Annotated in this window: 18 protein-coding genes; 7 read left to right on the plus strand and 11 right to left on the minus strand. The window is 72.7% G+C overall.

The window, feature by feature from the left end:
• Nucleotides 1–6 precede the first annotated feature (6 nt).
• Nucleotides 7–1,086, plus strand: coding sequence for a winged helix DNA-binding domain-containing protein (locus ACERMF_RS15285; protein WP_373669984.1), 1,080 nt, complete (start codon nt 7–9; stop codon nt 1,084–1,086).
• Here the strand turns inward: ACERMF_RS15285 and ACERMF_RS15290 are convergent.
• Together ACERMF_RS15290 and ACERMF_RS15295 are read right to left on the minus strand one after the other, a co-directional pair.
• Nucleotides 1,064–3,301 (minus strand): LUD domain-containing protein, encoded by a 2,238-nt coding sequence (locus ACERMF_RS15290; RefSeq protein WP_373669985.1) that lies wholly within the window; start codon nt 3,299–3,301, stop codon nt 1,064–1,066. The two genes, ACERMF_RS15285 and ACERMF_RS15290, sit on opposite strands and share 23 nt — an antisense overlap.
• The gene (locus ACERMF_RS15295) at nt 3,298–3,852 is read right to left on the minus strand and encodes a lactate utilization protein C (RefSeq protein ID WP_373669986.1); all 555 of its coding nucleotides are present in this window, start codon (nt 3,850–3,852) and stop codon (nt 3,298–3,300) included. Before ACERMF_RS15295 ends, ACERMF_RS15290 begins: the two co-directional genes overlap by 4 nt.
• A 134-nt stretch (nt 3,853–3,986) precedes the next feature.
• On the opposite strand from ACERMF_RS15295, the gene ACERMF_RS15300 reads away from it, so the two are divergent.
• On the plus strand, nt 3,987–4,991 hold the full coding sequence (locus tag ACERMF_RS15300) for a serine hydrolase domain-containing protein (protein ID WP_373669987.1): 1,005 nt from the start codon (nt 3,987–3,989) through the stop codon (nt 4,989–4,991).
• A gap of 40 nt (nt 4,992–5,031) precedes the next feature.
• Here ACERMF_RS15300 and ACERMF_RS15305 read toward each other — a convergent pair whose 3' ends face one another.
• A complete protein-coding gene (locus tag ACERMF_RS15305) occupies nt 5,032–6,309 on the minus strand; it encodes an O-acetylhomoserine aminocarboxypropyltransferase/cysteine synthase family protein (protein ID WP_373669988.1) in 1,278 nt (425 codons plus the stop codon).
• 20 nt (nt 6,310–6,329) lie between these two features.
• Nucleotides 6,330–7,442, minus strand: coding sequence for a homoserine O-succinyltransferase (locus ACERMF_RS15310; protein WP_373669989.1), 1,113 nt, complete (start codon nt 7,440–7,442; stop codon nt 6,330–6,332).
• 172 nt (nt 7,443–7,614) lie between these two features.
• Between ACERMF_RS15310 and ACERMF_RS15315 the strand changes: the two genes are divergently transcribed.
• The 3 genes from ACERMF_RS15315 to ACERMF_RS15325 all read left to right on the plus strand — a co-directional run bounded on the left by ACERMF_RS15315 (nt 7,615) and on the right by ACERMF_RS15325 (nt 10,216).
• Nucleotides 7,615–8,787, plus strand: a complete 1,173-nt coding sequence (locus ACERMF_RS15315; protein ID WP_373669990.1) for an S-layer homology domain-containing protein — start codon at nt 7,615–7,617, stop codon at nt 8,785–8,787.
• Nucleotides 8,788–8,796: 9 nt separating this feature from the next.
• Complete coding sequence (ligD, locus tag ACERMF_RS15320) at nt 8,797–9,816, plus strand: non-homologous end-joining DNA ligase (protein WP_373669991.1); 1,020 nt, start codon at nt 8,797–8,799, stop codon at nt 9,814–9,816.
• Between the two features lie 121 nt (nt 9,817–9,937).
• Nucleotides 9,938–10,216, plus strand: coding sequence for a GNAT family N-acetyltransferase (locus ACERMF_RS15325; protein ID WP_373669992.1), 279 nt, complete (start codon nt 9,938–9,940; stop codon nt 10,214–10,216).
• A 6-nt stretch (nt 10,217–10,222) separates the two neighbouring features.
• Here the strand turns inward: ACERMF_RS15325 and ACERMF_RS15330 are convergent, their stop codons facing one another.
• From ACERMF_RS15330 to ACERMF_RS15345, 4 genes are all read right to left on the minus strand, one after another.
• Nucleotides 10,223–11,332 (minus strand): hypothetical protein, encoded by a 1,110-nt coding sequence (locus ACERMF_RS15330; protein ID WP_373669994.1) that lies wholly within the window; start codon nt 11,330–11,332, stop codon nt 10,223–10,225.
• 65 nt (nt 11,333–11,397) lie between these two features.
• Complete coding sequence (locus ACERMF_RS15335; RefSeq protein ID WP_373669995.1) at nt 11,398–12,378, minus strand: DUF4349 domain-containing protein; 981 nt, start codon at nt 12,376–12,378, stop codon at nt 11,398–11,400.
• A 62-nt stretch (nt 12,379–12,440) separates the two neighbouring features.
• Nucleotides 12,441–13,355, minus strand: a complete 915-nt coding sequence (locus tag ACERMF_RS15340) for a dihydrodipicolinate synthase family protein (protein ID WP_373669997.1) — start codon at nt 13,353–13,355, stop codon at nt 12,441–12,443.
• 64 nt (nt 13,356–13,419) lie between these two features.
• A complete protein-coding gene (locus ACERMF_RS15345) occupies nt 13,420–13,890 on the minus strand; it encodes an NUDIX domain-containing protein (RefSeq protein ID WP_373669999.1) in 471 nt (156 codons plus the stop codon).
• Nucleotides 13,891–14,008: 118 nt separating this feature from the next.
• Here ACERMF_RS15345 and ACERMF_RS15350 point away from each other — a divergent pair, with 118 nt between their 5' ends.
• Nucleotides 14,009–15,094: an aminotransferase class V-fold PLP-dependent enzyme gene (locus tag ACERMF_RS15350; protein WP_373670000.1), complete on the plus strand. Its 1,086-nt coding sequence runs from the start codon at nt 14,009–14,011 to the stop codon at nt 15,092–15,094.
• An 11-nt stretch (nt 15,095–15,105) separates the two neighbouring features.
• Here the strand turns inward: ACERMF_RS15350 and ACERMF_RS15355 are convergent, their stop codons facing one another.
• From ACERMF_RS15355 to ACERMF_RS15365, 3 genes are all read right to left on the minus strand, one after another.
• A complete protein-coding gene (locus ACERMF_RS15355) occupies nt 15,106–15,519 on the minus strand; it encodes a cupin domain-containing protein (protein WP_373670001.1) in 414 nt (137 codons plus the stop codon).
• A gap of 58 nt (nt 15,520–15,577) precedes the next feature.
• The gene (locus ACERMF_RS15360; protein WP_373670002.1) at nt 15,578–18,427 is read right to left on the minus strand and encodes a S8 family serine peptidase; all 2,850 of its coding nucleotides are present in this window, start codon (nt 18,425–18,427) and stop codon (nt 15,578–15,580) included.
• A gap of 121 nt (nt 18,428–18,548) precedes the next feature.
• Nucleotides 18,549–19,784 carry an MFS transporter gene (locus tag ACERMF_RS15365; protein ID WP_373670003.1) on the minus strand — a complete coding sequence of 412 codons (1,236 nt, stop codon included), beginning with the start codon at nt 19,782–19,784 and terminating at the stop codon, nt 18,549–18,551.
• Between the two features lie 135 nt (nt 19,785–19,919).
• Between ACERMF_RS15365 and ACERMF_RS15370 the strand changes: the two genes are divergently transcribed.
• The gene (locus ACERMF_RS15370; RefSeq protein ID WP_373670005.1) at nt 19,920–21,221 is read left to right on the plus strand and encodes a class I SAM-dependent methyltransferase; all 1,302 of its coding nucleotides are present in this window, start codon (nt 19,920–19,922) and stop codon (nt 21,219–21,221) included.
• Nucleotides 21,222–21,243 lie beyond the last annotated feature (22 nt).

Raw genomic sequence — 21,243 nt, forward strand, 5'->3', positions numbered from 1 at the left:
CAGGCGATGGACGACCGGGCGATCGCCCGCTGGCGGATGCACGCGCTCGGCCTGACCGGCCAGCGGCAGTCCTCACCCGCCGGGGTGGTCGGCGCCCTGCTCGGGGTCCAGGCCGAGAACCACGCCCAGGCGAGCTGGGCGGTGGCGACCCGGACGACGTCGCCGAGCCTGGCCGACTTCGCGCGGCAGTTCGATGTCGGCGCCTTCCTTCGCACGCACGTGCTGCGCCCGACCTGGCACTACGTCCTGCCAGACGACATCCGCTGGCTGCTGGAGCTGACCGGCCCGCGGATCCGTCGCTCGCTCGCCCAGCGCCAACGCGAGCTCGGCGTCACCGACACGGACCTGGCGCGCTCGCGTGGCGTCATCGGCGATGCCCTCGCCGCCGGACCGCTGCCACGTCGCGACCTCGCCGCCCGGATGGCCGGCCACGGGCTGCCCGCCGCGGGACGAGAACTGGGGCTGCTGCTCGAGGACGCCGAAGTCGGCGGGCTGATCTGCAGCGGCCCCATGTCGGACACCGCGCACACCATCGCGCGGCTGGACCACCGTGCGCCGCAGGCACGCCGCCTGGATCGGGACGAGGCCGTCGCCGAACTCGTGCGCCGCTACTTCACCGGGCACGGCCCGGCCACCGAACGCGACCTGTCCTCCTGGGCCAGCATGACCCTCACCGACGTGCGCGCCGGTCTGGCCGCCAACCGCGGCCACCTCGACACCTTCACCCACGACGCGCGCACGTACTGGTTCGGTCAGCCGCCACCGGAGGACCACGAGGGCTCCCCGCGCGCACACCTGCTGCAGACCCTCGACGAGTACCACAACGGCTATCAGGACTCGCGCCACGTGCTCGATGCCGAGGGCATCGTCCCCCGTGGTCGTCCGGCATCGGTCGGCATGGTCGTGGTCGACACCCAGGTTGTCGGCGGCATGCGCCGGACCGTGGCCGTCGACCGGGTCGTGTTCCACCTGCGGCTGTTCCGCCCGCTCCGTCGAGACGAGCGGGCGGCCGTGTCAGAGGCCGCCGTGCGCTACGGACGCTTCCTCGACCGCGAGCCCCTCGTCACGGGACTGGGTGACCGCTGATCGTCGCGCCGGCCGGCGGTCGGTCGACGCCGGCGCCAGGAAGCCGGCCTGCGAGGTACTCGGCCAGGTGCACGGCACGCACCGTGCGGCCCGAGGCGTCGAGCCCGCCACGCAGGTGCAGCAGACACCCCGGGTTGTCGGTGATCAGCACGTGCGCCTGCGTCTCGTCGACGCAGGCGAGCTTGCGGTCGAGGATCCCGGCGGCCAACCGCGGGTTCCTGACCGACGTCGAGCCGCCGAAACCGCAGCAGGTCCCGGCCTCGGGCAGCGGTACGACCGATACACCGGCGACCTCCTCGAGGAAGCGTTCGACGACGTCCTCGCGGCCGAGCGTGTTGCTGGCCTGACAGAAGCGGTGGACCGTGACCGGTGTGCGGTCGCCGTCGTCGAGGCTGCCCGCCGGCAGGCGGCCGGGCCCCTCCGTCAGGTAGCCGACGAGGTCGTGGACCCGTCCGGCGAGCTGGTCGGCCCGCTGGCGGTGACCGGCGTCGTCACGCAGCAGGCGAGGCGCGTCGTGGCACAGCATCGCCAGGCAGCTCGATGCCGGCGTCACCACGTCGTCGGCACCCTCGAGCACGTCCAGCGTCTGCCGCAGCATCGAACGGGCGACGTCCTGTTCACCGGCGTCGTAGGCCGGCAGCCCGCAGCAGTGCTGTTCGCGGCGGACCAGCACCTGGGCTCCGGCGGCCCGCAGCAGGGTCGCGGCGGCGACCGGCACCTCGGGGGCCAGGCGGTCGGCGAGACACTGCAGGAACAGCTGCACCCGTCGTCCGCGCAGCGGCTGTGACGCGAGCGGCGGTGGCTCGCGGAGGCCGCCGGCGACGAGCCGGTCGCGGGCAGGGCGGATCGGTACGGCCGGCGGCGTCCGCCAGCCGATCCAGGCGTCGAGCCGGCCGTTGCCCAGCAGCGCGCGCGGAAGGCGCGTGACACCGTCCCGCCGCAGCGGGCTCGTCAGGACGCCGGTGAGCCGCAGGCCGAAGTCCACCAGCCAGCGGTGCTCGAAGGCGGCGATGGCAAGCCGGGTGACGCGGCCGGCCGGCACGGCATCGGGCACCGCGTCGGTCACCTCCGCGCGGACCTCGAGGATCTGCACCGGCAGGGGGATGTCGACCGGACACACCGTCGCACAGGCGCCGCAGGACACGCACAGCGACTGCGGACCGGCCGCCGCCTCGGCACCGTGATGGAAGGCCGTGTTCACCAGGCCGATGGCGCCGGTGTAGACGTGACCGAAGGCGTGGCCGCCGACGACGCCGTACGGGGGGCAGACGTTGGCGCAGGCGCCGCAGCGGATGCATCGCAGCGCGGCGGCGACGTCGGGGTCCTCAGCCATCGCGCTGCGCCCGTTGTCGAGCAGCACGATGTGCTGCGCCTGCCCCGGGCGCGGACCGGTGATGAAGTTGGTGTAGACCGTGATGGGCTGACCGGTGGCGGAGCGGGCCAGCAACCGGACCTGCTTCATGGCGTCGGCGTAGGTCGGGACCAGCTTCTCGATGCCGGCGGTGACCAGGTGCACGGCCGGCAGGGCGACCGCGAGCCGGTTGTTGCCCTCGTTCTCGACCGTCAGCATGGCGCCGCCCTCGGCGATCAGCGCGTTCGTACCGGACAGGCCGGCGCCACTGGTCAGGAACCGCTGGCGGAGCTCCGTGCGCGCCGCGGCGACCATGCGCTCGATGTCGTCGGGCGGGAACGTGCGGCCGAGGACGCGCTCGAACAGCTCGGCGACCTGCTCCTTGCGCTTGTGGATGGCGGGCATCACCAGGTGGGACGGGGTCTCGCCGGCGAGCTGGAGGATCCATTCGCCGAGGTCGGTCTCGACCGGCACGATGCCGTTCGCCTCGAGGTGGTGGTTCAGACCGATCTCCTCGGACACCATCGACTTGCCCTTGACCACCACGGTGGCGCCCGCGTCCCGGAGGATCGAGGTGATCCGCTCGTTCGCCTCACCGGGGGTCGCGACCCGCACGACCTGCGAACCGGCCGCTTCGGCGTTGCGGGTGAACTGGTCGAGGAGGTGGTCCCAGTCGGCGAGTACGCGGTCCTTGACGGCGGCCAGCTCGGCGCGCAGGTCGTCGAAGCTGCGGTCCTCCTGCGCTTCGAGGTGGGCGATGGCCGTGTCACGGCTGGTGCGCCAGCCACGCTGGAACGCGGTCAGTCCCTCCCGGACGTTCGGGTCGGCGAGGGCCGCCTCGTAGCGCTCCTCGAACGCCCTCACGGCAGCACCACCACGTCGACCTCCTGGGGACCCTGTACGCCGATCGTCAGGCTGCGCTCGATGTCGGCGGTGCGCGACGGTCCGGTGATCAGGGTCGCGAAGGCGGCGACGCCGGTGGGGCGGCCGGCGAGCCAGCTCGCCGCCGACTCGAGCCGGTCCACGATCGTGTGCCGCTCGACCAGCAGCACCAGCCGGTGGCACAGCATGGTCGTGACGCGGTCTCCGAGCGGATGTTCGGACACCAGCACGCTGCCGGTCTCGGCGATCCCCATCGCGCCCTCCACGATCGCCACCTCGACGTCGGCGACCTGCGCTGCCGGGTCGTCGCCGTCGGCGACCACCACCTCGAGGCGGTGCGCCTCGAGTGCCCGCCGCAGCGTCGGTTGGCGGCGGTCGAGGCTCGGGGCGACGGCGACACGACGCCCGTGCGCGGCCGCGTGGTCGGCGACGGCGGCCAGGTCGGGGAGCTCGAGGTGACCCGCAGCGGACGCGGTGACGGCCGCGGCGAACCGCTCGGCGGTCGACGGCAATGCGGTCCCGGAGGTTTCCATCGGTGGCTCTCCGTCGGCGTCGGCCAGAGCTGCCCTTCCGCCGGGCGTCACCCTGCCAGTGCGGGGAGCTGAGGTCCAGTGTGTGTCACGATGGCACGCTCGTGTCGCGCCGAGGCGACGGGCAGGAGCAGATGATGGACGAGCTCGAGTTCGAGATCGAACGGATCGCCGCGGCGTCGGACTTCTCCGGCGCGGTCCGGGTCGACCGCGACGGCCGGGTGCCGCTGGCGCGCGCCTTCGGACTGGCGCACCGGGCGCTCGAGGTGCCGAACACCGTCGACACCCGCTTCGGCATCGCGAGCGGCCTCAAGGGCTTCACCGCCCTGGTCGTGATGAGCCTGGTCGAGGACGGAAGCCTGACGCTGGACACGCCCGCACGGTCGCTCCTGCGCGACGACCTGCCCCTGATCGCCGACGACGTGACCGTCGACCACCTGCTGGCGCACCGCTCCGGCATCGGCGACTACTTCGACGAGCACGGTGACCTCGACATCACCGATCACGTGCTCCCGGTCCCGGTCCACGAACTCGAGACCACCGAAGACTTCGTGCGCGTGCTCGGGGGCCACCCGACCGTCTTCCCCGCCGGTGAACGGTTCGCCTACTGCAACGGTGGGTACGTGGCACTCGCGCTGCTGGCCGAGCGGGCGGCCGCGACCTCGTTCCACGACCTCGTGGCGCAGCGCGTGTGCGGTCCGGCGGGCCTGACCCGCACGGACTTCCCCCGGTCCGACGAACTGCCGGGCGACGCGGCCGTCGGCTACCTCCACCTGCACGGCGGTCGGACCAACGTGTTCCACCTGCCCGTCCGCGGTACCGGCGACGGCGGCGTCTACTCCACCGTCGCCGACCTGCACGCCTTTTGGCAGGCGCTGTTCGCCGGCCGGCTGGTGCCGATCGAACGGGTCGAGCAGATGATCGCGCCCCGCAGCACCGTGCCCGAGAACGACGCCCGCTACGGGCTCGGGTTCTGGCTGCACGCCTCCGGGCCGTCGGTCGCCCTCGAGGGCTACGACGCCGGGGTGTCGTTCCGTTCGGTCCACGACCCGCGGACCGGCACGACCCACACCGTGATCGCGAACTCCTCCGAGGGCGCCTGGCCGCTGGCGCGCCACCTCGCCCGCGAGCTCACGGGCTGAGCGGGGTGGCGCGCCGCGACGAGGGCGTCGTCGTGGCGGTTCAGCCGGCCGCTGCCAGCGCCTGGTCGAGGTCGGCCAGGATGTCGTCGATGTGCTCGATGCCGATGTTGAGCCGGATGGCGTCGGGCTTCACGCCGGCCGTCGCGAGCTCCTCCTCGGTGAGCTGGCGGTGGGTCGTCGAGGCCGGGTGGTTCACCAACGACTTGGTGTCACCGATGTTGACCAGGCGCGTGAACAGCTCCAGGGCGTCGTGGAACGTGACCGCCGCGTCGTAACCGCCGGTCACCCCGAAGGTCATCAGCGCTGCGGGCCGGCCACCCGTGTACTTCTTCGCCAACTCGTGGTAGGGCGAGCTCGGCAGCCCCGCGTACTCGACGTACTCGACACCGGGGTGCGCCTGGAGGTGCTCGGCGACCTTCTGCGCGTTCTCGACGTGGCGCTCGATGCGCAGCGGCAGTGTCTGCAGGCCCTGGATGATCTGCCAGGCGTTGAACGGACTGATCGCCGACCCGGTGTTGCGCAGCGGGACGGTACGGGCCCGCCCGATGAAGGCGGCCTCGCCCAGCGCCTCGGTGTACACCACGCCGTGGTAGGCCGGTTCCGGCTGGTTGAGCTGCGGGAAGCGGTCGGCGTGGTCGGACCACGGGAACCGGCCGCTGTCGACGATGATCCCGCCGATCGAGTTGCCGTGTCCACCGATGTACTTGGTCAACGAGTGGACGACGATGTCGGCGCCCCACTGGATCGGCTTCATCAGGATCGGCGTCGCGACGGTCGAGTCCACGATCACCGGCACGCCCGCATCGTGGGCGACGGCGGCGATGGCCTCGAGGTCGGGGATGTTGCCTGCGGGGTTGCCGATGGACTCGAGGTAGACCGCCTTGGTCCGCTCGTCGATCAGAGCGGCGATCGCGTCGGCGGAGTCGTCCTCGGCGAAGCGGACGTCGACCCCCTGCGCGGGGAACATGTGCTTGAACAGGGTGTAGGTCCCGCCGTACAGCAACGGCACCGTGACGATGTTGTCGCCGGCGCGGGTGATGGTCTGGATCGCGTACGTGATCGCGGCCTGGCCCGAACTGGTCGCGAGCGCCGCGATGCCGCCCTCGAGCGCGGCCAGCCGCTGCTCGAGCACGTCCTGGGTCGGGTTCATGATGCGCGTGTAGATGTTGCCCGGAACGGCGAGGTTGAACAGGTCGGCGCCGTGCTGGGCGTCGTCGAACTCGTAGGCGACCGTCTGGTAGATGGGGACGGCGACGGCCTTGGTGGTCGGATCGGGTTCGTAGCCGGCGTGGATCGCCAGGGTCTCGTCGTGCGCCATGGGTCGCCCTTTCGAAGCGGTCAGCGGTCGGTGGTGATCGTCCGGAGCTGCGTGTCCGGCGGTTGGACACGCAGGCCCAACGGGTCGTCCGGGTCGACGCCGGGCATGAACGCCACCCCACGTTCGACGTCGGTCAGGCGGTAGACCAGGCCGAGCCAGTTGGCGAAGACCGCCTTGGCGGTGTCGGCCCAGGTGTTGTCGAGGCCGTCGGCCAGTTCGTCCTCGGGGAACGCGGGCGCCGGGCGGCCGGTGTGCCGAGCCTCGGCGACGGCTTCGAGGTGGCGGTGCGCGCCGCGCGCTGCAGCGCCGAAGAGGTAGTTCTGCGGCAGGGGCGGCAGTTCGTCCAGTTCTCCGTCCGCGTAGCGGCCGACCTCGCGCTTGTACTCCTTGAGCAGGCTGACCGTGTCGTACTCGGGATGGCCCTGCATGAACACCATGCGGATCCCGTCGGCGCTGGTGGCCAGGTGCAGGTCGCCCTCGGTGCTCTCGATGAGTACCTGCAGGCCCGCACCCTCGAGCTGCGCCGAGGTGACCTCGTTCCAGCGTGAGTGCGGCACGTCGAAGCGGGTGTTGATCCCGTGCAGCAGGGGATGACCCGGCGCCCGGTTGCGGTGGGGGAAGACGCCCCACCGCTTGCTCTGCAGCGGGCGGCGATGGATGCCGTGCAGGTACTGCAGCAGGGCATGGGTCGCCAGGCACGAGCACAGGATCGAGGTCACGTTGTCGCTGGCCCAGTCGATGACCTCGAGCAGCGGGGCCCAGAAGGCCTCCTCGTCCAGCCGCGGGTTGGAGACGTTCGCGCCCGAGACGATCAGGGCATCGAGCCCCTCCTCGCGCAGTTGCTCGAACGGGGTGTAGTAGCGCTCGATGTGGGCACGGGCGGCGTCGCTGCGCACCAGCCCGGGCACGGTGAACGGGTGCACGTACACCTGCACGATGCGGTTGGCGTGCCCCACGAGGCGGACGAACTGCTGCTCGGTCACGTGCAGTGCCGCGTCCGGCATCATGTTGAGCAGGCCGACGTGGAGCTCGCGGATGTCGGCGTGTCGTGCCGCTTCGACGTCCAGCACGTCCTCGCCCGCGGCCGCGAGTTCGGCGAAGGTCGGCAGCGACGAGTGGGCGACGATCGGCACGTGCTTCCTGGTGGGCCGGCGAGCCCCCGACGCTAGCGCTGTGACGCGCGCATGCCACACGCGCCGGTGCCTACGTGGCAAAGCCGCGGGCGCGACGTCGACGACACACGCGTCCGGATCGGCTGCAACCTGCGCGGCCAGCCGTGCGTCGGGTGTTGGAAAGGAGGCCGCCATGCCACCCCGATCCGCACGTCCTGTACGTCGGCCGCTCACCCTGGTCCTCGCCGTCGGGCTGCTGGCCGGTCTGCTGCCCGCAACGGCCGGCGCGCAGGAACGCGCGACGACCCTGTGCCAGGACGCGCCGCCAGCGTCCTTCGCCGACCGGGGCCAGGTGGCGGCCGTCCATCGCGCGGCGGTCGACTGCCTGGCGCACCTCGGCGTGGTCGAGGGTCGCGTCGAGGGCGCCGCCGCCCGCTACCTGCCCGGCGCCGAGGTGCGTCGCGACCAGATGGCGTCGTTCGTCGTCCGTGCCCTCGAGGTGGTGGCGGGTGAGCACGTGCCCGGTCCCGGCGACGTGGCCTTCACCGACATCGACGGCACCGCCCACGCCGACCGGATCCGGCAACTGGTGCGCATCGGCGTGGTCGAGGGGACCGGAGCGACCACCTACGCGCCGGGGGCTCCGGTGACGCGAGCACAGACGGCGACGTTGCTGTTGCGCGCGACGGCCTGGGCCGGTGGCACGACGGTCGATGCGCTCGCCGGCGGTCCGACCCGTTTCGTCGACATCGCCGGCACGGCGCACGAGGCACGCATCCAGGGTGCCTACCACCTCGGTGTCACCGCCGGCGTGGAGACGTTCCGGTTCGCGCCCGAACGCAACGTCACACGGCAGCAGATGGCGAGTTTCCTGCTCGCGGCGCTGCGCGCCATGCTCGAGGACCCGTCGACGTGCACCAGCGCCCGTGACGGCTACACGGTCTCGCTGCCCGCCGGCTGGCGCACCAACGCCGGGGACATCGTGCCCCGCTGCACCGTCTTCCACACCGAGCGCTTCGTCCTCGAACCGCACAGCGAGATCCCTGGCGGACTCGCCGTACACCTGGGCACCGCCCCGATGGACCACGAGGAAGCGGCCGACGAGGCCACCCGCGCGGAACGCGGCCGCCGTACCGACACGGCCGGCGGCCGGACGGCGATCGTGGTCGAGGCCGTGGACGACGGGGAAGGCCTGTACCCCGCGGGCACCCTGGTCTACACCTGGTACATCGACGCACCGGACACGGCCGCGGCGCCGACCCTGATCGCCCGCACCACCTCGCTCGCCCGCGACTACGAGGCCAACAAGCGCGCGCTGGACGGCATGATGGCATCGCTGGTCTTCGTCGGCGGGCCGAGCGCCTAGATTCGAGGCATGGGTGCGAAGGACGACGGCGCGGTACTGGACCTCGACGGGCACGAGGTCACGATCTCGAGCCCGGACAAGGTCTTCTTCGAGGAGCGCGGGGAGACCAAGCTCGACCTCGTCCGCTACTACGAGGCCGTCCGGGAACCGCTGCTGGGCGCCATGGGTGGGCGGCCGGTGCTCCTGCAGCGCTACCCCAATGGTGCCGCGGGGTCGAACTTCTTCCAGAAGCGGGTGCCGAAGAACGCCCCGCGCTGGCTGACCACGACCGAGGTCAGCACCGTCAACGGCACCACCTCCGAGGCGCTGGTCGCCGCCGACGTCGCGCACGTCGCCTGGGCCGTCAACCTCGGCTGTCTCGGGTTCCACGTCTGGCCCAATCGTGCCGACGATCCGGCACACGCCGACGAACTGCGGCTCGACCTCGACCCCCAGCCCGGCACGGACTTCGACACCGCCCGGGAGGCGGCCCGCGAACTGCGCACCCTCCTCGAGGAGGTCGGCCTGACCGGCTACCCGAAGACCACGGGGAAGCGCGGCATCCACGTCTACCTGCGGCTGGAGCCGCGCTGGGACGCCTACGAGGTGCGCTCGGCCGCCGTGGCGGTCGCCCGTGAGCTCGAGCGTCGCCGCCCGGACCTGCTCACCGCCGCGTGGTGGAAGGAGGAGCGGGGCGAGCGCATCTTCGTCGACTACAACCAGAACGCGCCCCACAAGACGGTGTTCGGCGCCTGGTGTGTCCGGGCGCGTCCCGGCGCGCAGGTCTCGACCCCGTTCGCCTGGGACGAACTCGACGACGTCCATCCCGACGCGTTGACCATCGCCACCGTTCCCGACCGGGTCGCGGAGCAGGGCGATCCATGGGCGCCGATGTACGTCCGGCCGCAGTCGCTCGAGCCGCTGCTGGCCATGCACGAGCGCGACCGGGACAACGGCCTGCACGACGCCCCGTGGCCGCCCGTCTACCCGAAGATGCCCGACGAGCCGCCTCGGGTCGCGCCCAGCCGCGCGAAGGACCCCGACGCCTGAGCGGGGGCGTACCGCGCGATGCTCGGGCGCGACGCTCGGGCGGGGCGCCGCTGGACCGACGGCCGGGGTGCCGGGCATCCGCCTGCGTACCGTGCGGAGCCGCCGACCTCCAGGAGCCATGGTGCAGATCGAACGCGACGACGCCCGACAGCGCTACGTGGCCAGTGATGACGGAACCCCCGCCGGCGAGCTCACCTTCGAGGTGGAGGAGGGCACGATCCGGCTCCTGCACACCGGCGTGGCGCCGGACGCCGAGGGCCAGGGTGTCGGCAGCGACCTCGCCCGTCGCGCGCTCGACGACGCCCGCCGCGACGGCGTCCGGGTCGACCCCCGGTGCGAGTTCGTGGCCGGCTTCATCGACCGCAACCCCGAGTACGCCGGACTCGTCCAGGACCGCTGACCGCCGTCAGCGGTCGCCCGCGGGCGTCCGCTCCTCGGGCGCCGGGCCCGGCTCGTCGTCCGACGCCGGCCGGACCGCGGCGTGCAGGTGGTCGAGGTGCACCGGATCGGTGAAGGAGCGGCCGCCGAACGCATCCAGCGCCCACGGACTGCCGACGATGGGCTCGGCAGCGTCGGTGTAGAGCGCCTCGACGGCCCGACGTGTGGCCGACTGCTCGGAACGTCGACCCTCGATCACCAGTTCGCCGCCGACACGGAAGATGTCGACGGCCCGGCCACGCAGGTGGTCGCTCATCCGGTCCGTGCCGAAGACGTGGTAGGGGTGCCCGCTCTCGAGCACCACCACGCCGACGTCGCCGGTGGCCTCCGCGAGCCGCGACATCAGTGCGAGCAGTTCGACGCGGGTGGCACCACGGTGGATGTCCCACCGCGCGGAGTCGGGCAGGAAGATCCGTTCGTCGTCGAGCACGGCTTCGACCCGGGGATCGAGGTCGTCGGGACGTGGGACGGGCACGCCGCCGTCGGAGGCGATGCCCTCGAGCACCCAGTCGCCGTCCTGCATACGCAGGCGGACGTCGATGGTGCGCACCTCCACGCGCGCCTCGTCGGCTCCGGGGTCACCGATGGTCTGCTCGAGCACCACCATGATCGAGGCGCGGTCGGCGGTCAGGCCGCCGAACTGCGGATAGACCACCTCGCCGCGGGACCAGCTTCCGGGGTGGTACAGGCCGCCGGCCTCCTCGGCGATCCGATCGCGCGTCGCGCCGGACGCGAGGCGTGCCGTGACCTCCTCGAACGTCTCGCCGGGTTCGTAGGTCGTCAGGACCTGGGCGACCTCCGCGCCGAGGGACTTCGCGTTCGGGTGCGTCTCGTCGGGGTGGGGTTCGTATCCCCGGGGCAGCGGCGGCGCCTCCGGCGGCCGTTCGCCGGGCTCGGTCGGTTCGTCCTCGGGCTCCGGCTCCGGTTCCTGCGGGGTCGCCGGCGCAACGGCCTCCTCGTCCGAGGGGGTGCTCGTGGCCTGCGGATCGGTGGGGGCACCGAGCGTGACCGTGTCGCTGAACACCCCGCAGGCGGACGCCAGGACGGCGATCAGCAGCAACAGCAACTTCGGACGCATGACGACGTTCACCTCGCGCGGGGGCCGCGAAGGTAGCCAGCCGGGCCGTACCGATCGTGGGCGGGTCAGGAGGTCTCCGCGATCCGTTGGCGGCGGCGCCACGCGGCCCAGACCGCCAACGCCGGAAGGCCGATCACGGCGACCACCGGCAGCACGGCGAGGCCGATCCAGATGGCGGCGTCGGCGACCGCGGTCAGCGACCGGCTGGCGGCCGACAGCGCGGCCCGGACCGTCTCGCCCGGCGCCCAGCCGGGATCCGCGACCGGCGCCGCCGCGACCGACGGGGTGAGGCGGACCGTGATGGTCGCCAGCGACACCTGGTCGCCGACCATGTCGAGCCGCCCTTCGATCCGGTCGATCTCGGCGCGCACCTCGCGGATGCGCTCGTACACCCGCAGCAGTTCGTCGGCCTCGGCAGAGCTCTCGCCGATCTCGGCCAGCAGGGCCCGCAGTTCCTCCTCGAATGCCTCGAGGTTGCGCAGTTGCGCCCGCAGGTCGGCGCTCAGGACCGTGACGTCCTGTTCCTCGACGCGGCGGACCGGGGTGTTGTCGGCGAGTGCCTCGAGGTCGTCGAGCGTGGGTTCCAACCGCTCGCTGGGCACCCGCACCGTCACCGTGCCGCTGAGCACCCCGTCACGATCACGGCGCAGATCCGCCGTGGCGACGAAACCGCCCGCCTGGTCGACGGCGCGGACGACGCCGTCGTGCACCTCCGCGGGGTCGCGGTCCTCGAGTTCGATCGTGGCCGTGCGAATCACCCGCCGCCCCAGCGTCACGGCGGTCGGTAGCGCCGTGTCGCCGGACCCGACCTCGCCGTCGTGTGCCGGCTCCTCGCCGGTCTCGATGTCGTGGTCGAAGCCGGCTCCCGAGTCGAAGCCGCCGCCCGAGTCCATGGCGGGTGCGGGTTCCGGCGCATCCTCGGCGGCTTCCATGGTGGCCGAGTCGGCCGTGTCGCCGGCCTGGCCGCCCGAGCAGCCGATCACGAACACCGCGAGCATCAGGCCCGCTCCCACCCGCCGCCGCCCGGTCCTTCGCGTCGTCCCCATCGCCCACCTCGCGTGTCGTCGTCGAGGGTGGGACGGTCGTGGCCCGGCGAAGGTTGCGTCGGTCAGCGCAACAGCGCGCTGCGGACGTGGTCGAGACGGGCCGGTGGGATCGAGTGCAGGGGCGGCCGGCACCAGCGTTCGGTGACGAGGCCGTCGAGTTGCAGGGCCGCCTTGAGCACCGCGGGCGTCGAGGCAGCCACGGCCCCGATCGCCTCCACCGTGCGGGTGATCGACGCCTGCAGGCGGCTCGCCTCGGCGTCGTCTCCGGCACCGACGGCGGCATGCAGCGCGACCACCTGCCGCAGGCGCAGGTTGGCGATGGCAGTGATCGACCCGTCGACACCGGCACGCAACGCGGCCGCCAACGACGGGCCGTGACCGGTGAGCAGCGCGAACGCGTCCTGATCGGCGACCTCGGCCGCGAAGGCCGCCCGGCGGTCCGCGTCTGGCGAGGAATCCTTCATCCCGACGATACGTGGATGCGTCGCCAGTTCGGGCAGCGCGGCCGGCTCCAGCGAGGAGCCCGTCAACTGTGGGATGTGGTAGACGAGCATCGGGACGCTGGTGCGCTGCGCGACCTCGAGGTGGTAGGCCGTCAACTCCTCGGAGGTCAACGGATAGGTGTGCGGCGCGAGCACCAACACGGCGTCGGCGCCCGCCGCGGCGAGCCGCTCGACGTCCTCCTCGACGGCGGGGACCGTCGCGCCGGACGCGCCGGCGACGACGAGGGGTCGGGGGCCGGCGTCCGTCGTGACCAGGCCGTCGACCGTCGCGCGGGTCGTCCGGGTCAACGTCTCGCGCTGAGCAGGTTCGAGCAGCGCGCCCTCGCCGGTCGTGCCCGCCAGGACCACGCCGGTCGCACCGTCACCGACCGCACGCCGGACCAGCACCTCGACGTCGCCGAGGTGGACCTCGCGGCCCTCGTCCAGCGGGGTGACGAGCGCCACCATCGCGCCGTGCAGGCCGGTCAGCCGCATCCGGGCTCCTGGGGTCGGTGGCGGGCGGCCAGCGTAGGCACCGCGGCCCCACCGCGTGTCCGCCTCACCGGGTGTCCACGCGCTCCTCGAGACGGCGCAGGAACTCCCGTTGTGCGACGACCAGCTTCTCGTCGGCGGTCGTCAGGTCGAACCACGCCACGCGGTCCACCTCGGGGAACCGCTGCAGCCGCCCCGACCCGCGCGGCCACTCCATCTCGAAGGTGCCGGGAACGACCGCCTCGGGATCGAGGTCGGCCTCGATCGCGAACGCCGTGACGACCTTTCCGCCCGATTGGCGCACCGTCCCGAGCTCGAGCACCTCGCCGTCCGGTGCCGCCAGCCCCAGTTCCTCGACGAACTCCCGTCGCGCCGCCGCCAGGGGAGCCTCCCCGTCGGCGTACTCGCCCTTCGGCAGGCTCCAGCCGCCGGCGTCGCGTCGCGCCCAGAACGGACCGCCCATGTGGGCGAGCAGCACCTCGAGTGTCCCGCTCGTGCGCCGGAACAGCAGCAGGCCGGCACTGTGTCGTTGCGCCATCCGGCCTCCGTCTCGTTCGCCCGGCAACGTCCCACGGTAGGCGCGCGCGGCCGAAGGTGACGCGGCGGCACCGGCCGCGACTTCACTAGCGTCCACGGCACCGACCAAAGGCTCGAACGTGACGACGTCGATGGCCAGCGAGACCGACGCGCGGCGTCTCGCCGCGGCGCGGGCGGAATTCGAGCCGGACGTCGTCTACCTCAACAGCGCGACGCTCGGACTGCCGCCGCGCCGGACCATCGACGCGGTCACGTCGGCACTCGACGACTGGCGGCGCGGCACGGTGGACGCCGCCGCCTACGACCTGCACGTCGAGGCCAGCCGGCGCGACTACGCCCGCCTCGTCGGCGTCGATCCCTCGTGGGTCGCGGTCGGGTCCCAGGTCTCGGCGTTCGTCGGGCTGGTGGCCGCGTCGTTGCCGCCCGGGAGCGAGGTCCTGACCGCGACGGGCGACTTCACCAGCGTGCTCTTCCCGTTCCTGGCGCGATCCGGGCTGGGGGTGCGCGTGCGCGAGGCGCCACTCGAGGACCTGGCGGACGCCGTGGGCCCGGCCACGAGTCTGGTGGCCGTGTCGGCCGTGCAGTCGGCGGACGGACGTCTCGCCGACCTCGATGCGCTGGTGGCCGCCTGCGCCGCGGTCGGCGCACGGACCCTCGTGGACACCACGCAGGCCACCGGCTGGCTGCCGGTCGACGCCTCCCGCTTCAGCTTCACGACCGGCGGCGGCTACAAGTGGCTGCTGTCGCCCCGCGGAACCGCGTACTTCACCATCCGTCCGGAGCTGTTGGACGACCTCGTACCCGTCGCGGCGAGCTGGTACGCCGGCGATGACCGGTGGTCGAGCATCTACGGCACCCCGCTGCGGCTCGCTGCCGAGGCGCGCCGGTTCGACGTCTCCCCGGCCTGGCAGGCCTGGGTCGGTCAGGCCGCCTCGCTGGAACTGCTCACCGAAGTCGGCGTCGAGGCCCTGCACGCCCACGCGTGTGCGATGTCCCGGCGGTTCTGCGACGCCGTGGGGCTGCCCTACGCCGATTCGGCGATCGTGTCCGCGGTCGCCGACGACGACGTGCCGGAACGATTGCGCCGAGCGGGGATCGTGGCGGCCAACCGCGCCGGCCGACTGCGGTTGTCGTTCCACGTCTCCACCAGCGAAACGGACGTCGACCGCGCCGCCGAGGCCCTGGCCGGCCATCTCCACAGCTGACCGGTCGGGAACTACTCCTCGACGAAGCGGCAGTGGTAGCGCGCTGCGAGTGCGGCGAGGGCGTCGTCCTCCAACGCCTCCTCACCGCCCGGCCACGCGGCGACCGCATGGAAGAACTCCTCGAAGCCACCCGGGGCCAGCAGCGTCAGCATCCGCAACGGCTGGTCGCCGGAACGCACCAGCGTGTGCGGGGCACCCGCCGGGACCCGAACGAACGCGCCGGGCTCGAGCGTGTGCGCACGGTCGCCGACCACCGCGCGACCTTCACCGGCCAGGACGAAGAAGCTCTCCTCCTCGCGGTCGTGGACGTGCAACGGGGGAGGATCACCGAAGAACGTCTCCTCCGCGAGCGAATAGGCACCGCCGGTGTCACGTCCGCGCGCCAGGAACCGGTAGGTGCTGCCGAGCACCGTGATCTCGTCCATCGCCGTCTCCCGATCCGCATCCGGCCGTTGCGGGACCGGGAGACGGCGACATCGGCGGTCAGCGGCGCACCGGCAGGACCACGTGGCTGTCGCACGGACCGTCGTCGCTGCCGCAGCCGTGCTGGGAGTCGTAGTGGATCACCGCGACGGTCTGCGTGTCGAGGTATTGCGGTTCGATCTGCAGCGTGATCTGGTCCGAAGCGGTCACGGCCTGCGGCAACGTGACGCTCGCCTCGAGCAACGCCACCTCCGCGGCGAAGGTCGGGGTCGCCTCGACCGTCTCGGTCACCGCCAACACGCCGTCCGCGTACAGACGCACGATCCAGCCGGCGCTGCCGAGGTCGCCGCACGCGGAGCACATCGCCCACCAGCGGGCCGTCAGCGTCCCGTCCAGCGTGACCTGCTCGCCGTCGAGGAACCAGGTCCAGTTGGGGTCGTGGATGTTGCGGGCGGCCGTGCCGTCGACGATGCCGCTGCCGCCGAGTGCGGTCCACGTGGCCGCCTCGGAACCGGAGAACGTGTCGTCGTGGCGCAGGAACGGCCCGTCGCAGGCCTGGACGTCCAGTCGTCCCTCGCCGGTGCAGCCGTCCTCGGTGTTGCCACGGAACCACAGCGTCTCGCCGGCGGCACCGGCGTCCGCAGCGTGCCGGACGCGCAGCGCCAGCGGGGCACGCAGGGTGCGGTCACCGTTGGTCGCGACGACATGCCCCTCGTAGTCGCCTTCGGCGAGTCGCGAGCCGTCGAGCGTGATCCGCAGGTTCGCCGTCGCACGGCCGTTGGCGGGCACGCGCACCTGGCGGTCCAGTTGCAGCCGCCATCCACGATCGGGAAGGGCGCGACCCTCGCCGCCGCGGTCGTTGCCGTCGCCCGGCTCGAACCGCAGCTGCCAGCGGCCGCCCTGGCCGGAGACGTCCTGGACGAGGAGCTGCTTCTCGACCACCGTGCGGGCACCCACCTCGACGACGCCGAAGTTGATGCTGCCACGTGCCAGCGTGCCGTCGGGATGGGCGGGATGGTCGCGGTAGGTCTCGCCCAGCAGCGCCGGCGTGGTCGCCGCGGCGAAGGCGTCCACCATCCCCGCGCCCTGGTCGTGCACGGAGTAGGGCGCATCCGTGGCCGGGTCGACGAGCTGGACGGCGGTGTTCATCAGGGCCGTCTTCAGCATCGGCGGGGTCCAGTCGGGGTGCAGCTCGGTCAGCTGCGCCAGGATCCCGGCGACGTGCGGCGCGGCCATCGAGGTCCCACCGGCCTGTCCGTACCCGTCGGGCGAAGCCAGCTGACCGGCACGCGGCACCGACGAGGTGATGTCGTTGCCCGGCGCCACGACGTCGGGCTTGATCACGAAGTCGTCGTTGGGGCCGCGGCTGGAGAACCCGGTGACCTGGCCGACGATGGAGCGCGGCTCGCTCCACGCCAGCCGCAGGTCGGCGGTGGAGACGCCGTCGGCGCCGAACAGTTCGCGCAGGGCGTGGCCGTCCTCCTGGCTGATGGCGACCACCGGGATGCCCGGGGTCACCCCGGTCAGCGAGCCGGCGAAGTTGCCCGGCTCCTCGTTGTAGATCACGGCGGCGATCGCACCCGCCGCCTCGGCACTGGCGCCCTTGGTGCTGAAGGGCGCGATGCCGCGCTCGATCAGGGCGATGCGCCCGGCGGCAGCGGCACCGCAGTCGGCCGGGGTCAGCGCGAGACCGCAGTCGACGAACGGCGTGGTCTGGTCGGCGTCGGGGATGACCGATCCGGCCATCGGGACCATCTCGATGTCGAGGAGTCCCGCGTCGGGCACGGAGGCGAGGTAGGCGCGGTCGCCCGGATCGGTCGACGCGCCGACGGTCACCACGTCGTGTGCCGAGCCGGGACTGCCGATGGTGGAGTAGCCGGGTCCGGAGTTGCCGGCGGCCACGGCTGAGACGATGCCGGCGGCGGCCGCGTTGTTCAGCGCCTCGGACTCGGGCGAGTCCGGGTCGCCGTTCTCGCTGCCGAGGGACAGGTTCATCACGTCGGGGCCGCGTTCGGCCGCAGACTCGATGCCGAGCACCACGGACAGGTTGAGCCCGGTACCGGCGTCGCTGAGCACCTTGTACGCCCACACGTCGGCGTCCTTGGCCGGGCCGTCGTAGCGGGCGAGGCCGAGTGGGGTGTCGCCGTACGCAGCGGATCCCGCCGCCGTCCCCGCGACGTGGGTGCCGTGGCCGTGGGCGTCGGAGTGCCCGGCGGTCCAGGTCTCGTAGTGCTTGACCTTCGGGTGGGTGTCACCGGGATAGGTGGGGTCGCCACCGAACATCGGGTGGGTCCAGTCGATGCCGGTGTCCAGCACGGCCACCGACTGGCCGGCGCCGGTCGCGCCGAGCTCCCAGACCTCCGGCGCCCGCGTGTGCGCGACGCTCTCGTCCATCAACGAGGTGACCTGCGTGACCGGGTCGACGACCCGGACCGCGGGATGGGCGGCGAGTGCGGCGGCCGCTGCCGGGGTGGCGGCCACGCCGAGGCCGTTGAGGACGTAGGTCATGCGGGCTTCGCGGGTGCTGGTCACCCCTGCGGCGTCGCCGACCGGAAGCGTCAGCAGCCGCACGTCGAGGTCCTGCGTGGCCAGGTCCCCGAGAACGGCGTCCTGCTGCGCGCGCAGCCAGGCCCGGTGGGCGGCGAGGTCGAAGCCGTCACCGGCCTGTGCCGCCGCCACCGCCGCGGGGGTGCCCTCCAGTCGGACGATGTAGGCGCCGTGGCCGGCGCCGAGCCCGAGATCCGGCGCGGCGAGGTCGAGTTCGACGTGACCGAGCAGTTCGTCGCCGATCGGAGTGGTCGGCGACAGCAGCGGCGTGGGCTCGAGCAGTGACGGCGCCGGTACGAAACCCAGCAGCGACAGTGACGCGATGCCGACCATGGCGGTCGACGCGCGCAGACGTCCGGTCATGTGCGTTGCTCCCTCTCGTACGTGCTCCCGGTGACGGGTTCCCGGTGTTCCGTACGACTCAACGTCCACCGACCGATCGGGTGACGGCGACGGGGCAGATCGCGCGAGCTGCGTCCTGCGGTCAGGCGCGTCGGCGCTGCAATCGGACCCCGACGAGGGCGCCGAGCAGGGCGACCGTGATCGCGACACCCATCGCCCAGCGTGGGCCGACGAGGTCCGCGGCGGCCCCGTCGATCAGCGCCGCGACGGGACGGTTGCCGAGGAACGCCACGCTCCACAGCGCCATGACCCGACCCCGCAATCGGTCCGGCACCCGGCGCTGCAGGACGGTCGTGAACCCGGTCAGGGCGAGCACGAACCCGACACCGGTCAGCCCGAAACCGGCCACCGCCACCCATGCGGCCGGCGAGATGGCGGACACGAGAAGTCCCGCGGCGACCACGGTGCAGCCGCCGGTGGCGACCTCCAGGCTGCCGATGCGGCGCTGGAGCGGTCCTGACATCGCCGCCGCCGGGACGGCCGCGACCCCGAACGCGCTGACGAGGCCGGCCGCCAACGCGTCACCGCCGCCGACGGCCTCGGCCAGGGCCGGCGCGAGGGTGATCATCGGGTCCGCGGCGAAGCCCGTCGCGGCGACCCCGCCCAGCAGCAGGAGCAGACCCGGCTCGCTCCGCACGTGCCGCAGGCCCGCCCGGACGGATCGGTCGCGGTCACGGTGCTCCTCACGTGGGCGCGGACGGATCACCAGCAGGGCGCCGATCAGCACCAGGAACGTCACCGCGTTGATGACGAACGCCAGCTCGGCACCGAGCGTGGCCAGGAGCACGCCGGCCGTCGCCGGTCCCAGCGCGCGCCCGAGGTTGAAGGTCAACGATGTCAGGGCGACCGCGCCTTCGAGGTCGGCGTCGTCGACCAGTGCCGGCACCAGCGCGTTGAGGGTCGGCGCCGACACTGCCTGACCGAGACCGATGCCGAACGCGGCCGCGAGGATGGGCCACGCCCCGGGCATGGCGTCCACGCCCCACCACACCGCCGCGACCGCCAACGCGGTTGCCGCGGCTGCCGCGGCCGACTGCGAGGTCAGCAGCAGTCGCCGTCGATCGACCCGGTCGGACAGCGCGCCGCCGAGCGGTGAGAACAGCAGCAGCGGTCCGAACTGTGCCACCGAGACCAGCCCGACCAGCAGCGCCGACCCGCTCAGCCGGTAGACCACCACGGCGGCCGTGACGTTGAACAGCCAGTTGCCGCTGTTGGACACGGCGTTTCCGAAGAACCAGGGGCCGAATGTCCGGTCGCGCAGCAGCGCGGCCGTCGAGCGCGGGCCGGGAGGGGTCGACGGCGGTGGCGGAGTGGTCACGGTCGTCACGCTATCCGGCAGGCACGCGGCGCCGTTGCAGCGCCGCGACGCGAGTCCACGCTCCACGCGACCGTCAGCCGGGCCTTCGCACGTTCGCCGGTGGCCGGCTGCACCGCGGCGGGGGAAGATCGACCCATGCGGACGTCGTTGGTGGCCCCGCCGGATCGGGCCGCGGAGATCGTGCGTCGGGTGCATGCCCGGCTCGCGGCGCGTGGCAGCCACCTGCCCCTGCGGCTGTGGAACGGACGCGAACTGGGACCGGAGGACGCCGGGTTCCGCATCGTCCTGGCGCAGCCGTGGTCGTTGCGTGCGGTCGCGTCGTTGCGCGACGACCTGCGGGCCGGTGAGGCCTACCTCGCCGGTGCCATCGACGTCGAGGGATCGATGGTCGCGGCGCTGCGCGCGATCGATCGACTACGCGGCGAACTCGCGGCACGGGACAAGCTCGCGCTCGCCAGTGCGGCCCTGCGTATGCCACCGGAACCGGCTGGGCTGCAGCGCCGCCGTGCGCAGCTCGACGGGCCGGCACATTCGCGCGAACGGGACGCGGCGGCGGTCCGCCACCACTACGACGTCGGCAACGACTTCTACGCACTGGTGCTCGGCGACGACCTCGTCTACTCGTGCGCCTACTTCGACGACGCGGGCGCGGCGGCCGCCGCACACGACCGCGAGGCGCTGGCGCGGGCCCAGCACCGCAAACTCGCGTTGATCTGCCGCAAACTCGACCTCCGGTCCGGCGAACGCCTGCTCGACGTCGGGTGCGGTTGGGGCGCACTGGTCGTCCACGCCGCCCGCCACCACGGCGTGCACGCCGTCGGGATCACCCTCTCGCCACGGCAGGCGGAGCTCGCCGCGGAGCGGGTCAGCGCCGCCGGGCTCGACGACCGGGTGCGCATCGAGGTACGCGACTACCGCGACGTGCGCGACCGGTTCGACGCGGTGGCCTCGGTCGGCATGGTCGAGCACGTCGGCGTCGATCTGCTGCCGACCTACGTTCGAACCCTCCGCGAACATCTCACGCCGGCCGGGCGGCTGCTCAACCACGGGATCACGACGGGACGGCGGGCGGTCGTGCGCGACTTCGCCCGCGATCCCGACACCTTCGTCGGCCGCTATGTCTTCCCCGACGGTGCCCTGGTCCCCGCCCACCACATGGTGCGCGAGCTCGAACTCGGTGGATTCGAGGTGTACGACCTCGAGCAGCTGCGCCCCCACTACGCGCTGACGCTGGAGCACTGGGCCGCGAACCTCGAGGCGGACCTCACCCGGGCGCGTGACCTCGTCGGTGAGACCACCACACGCGTGTGGCGGGCCTACCTCGCCGGTTCGGCACTGGGATTCGCGTCCGGGGACCTCGGCGTGGTCCAGATCCTTGCCGGCCGTGAGCGCACCCGGTTGCCGCTCGATCGGCGTCGCATGCTGCTCGCGGGCTGACCGGTTGCGGATGCCCTCCGGG

This window comes from Egicoccus sp. AB-alg6-2, from assembly GCF_041821025.1.
Taxonomy (GTDB): domain Bacteria; phylum Actinomycetota; class Nitriliruptoria; order Nitriliruptorales; family Nitriliruptoraceae; genus Egicoccus.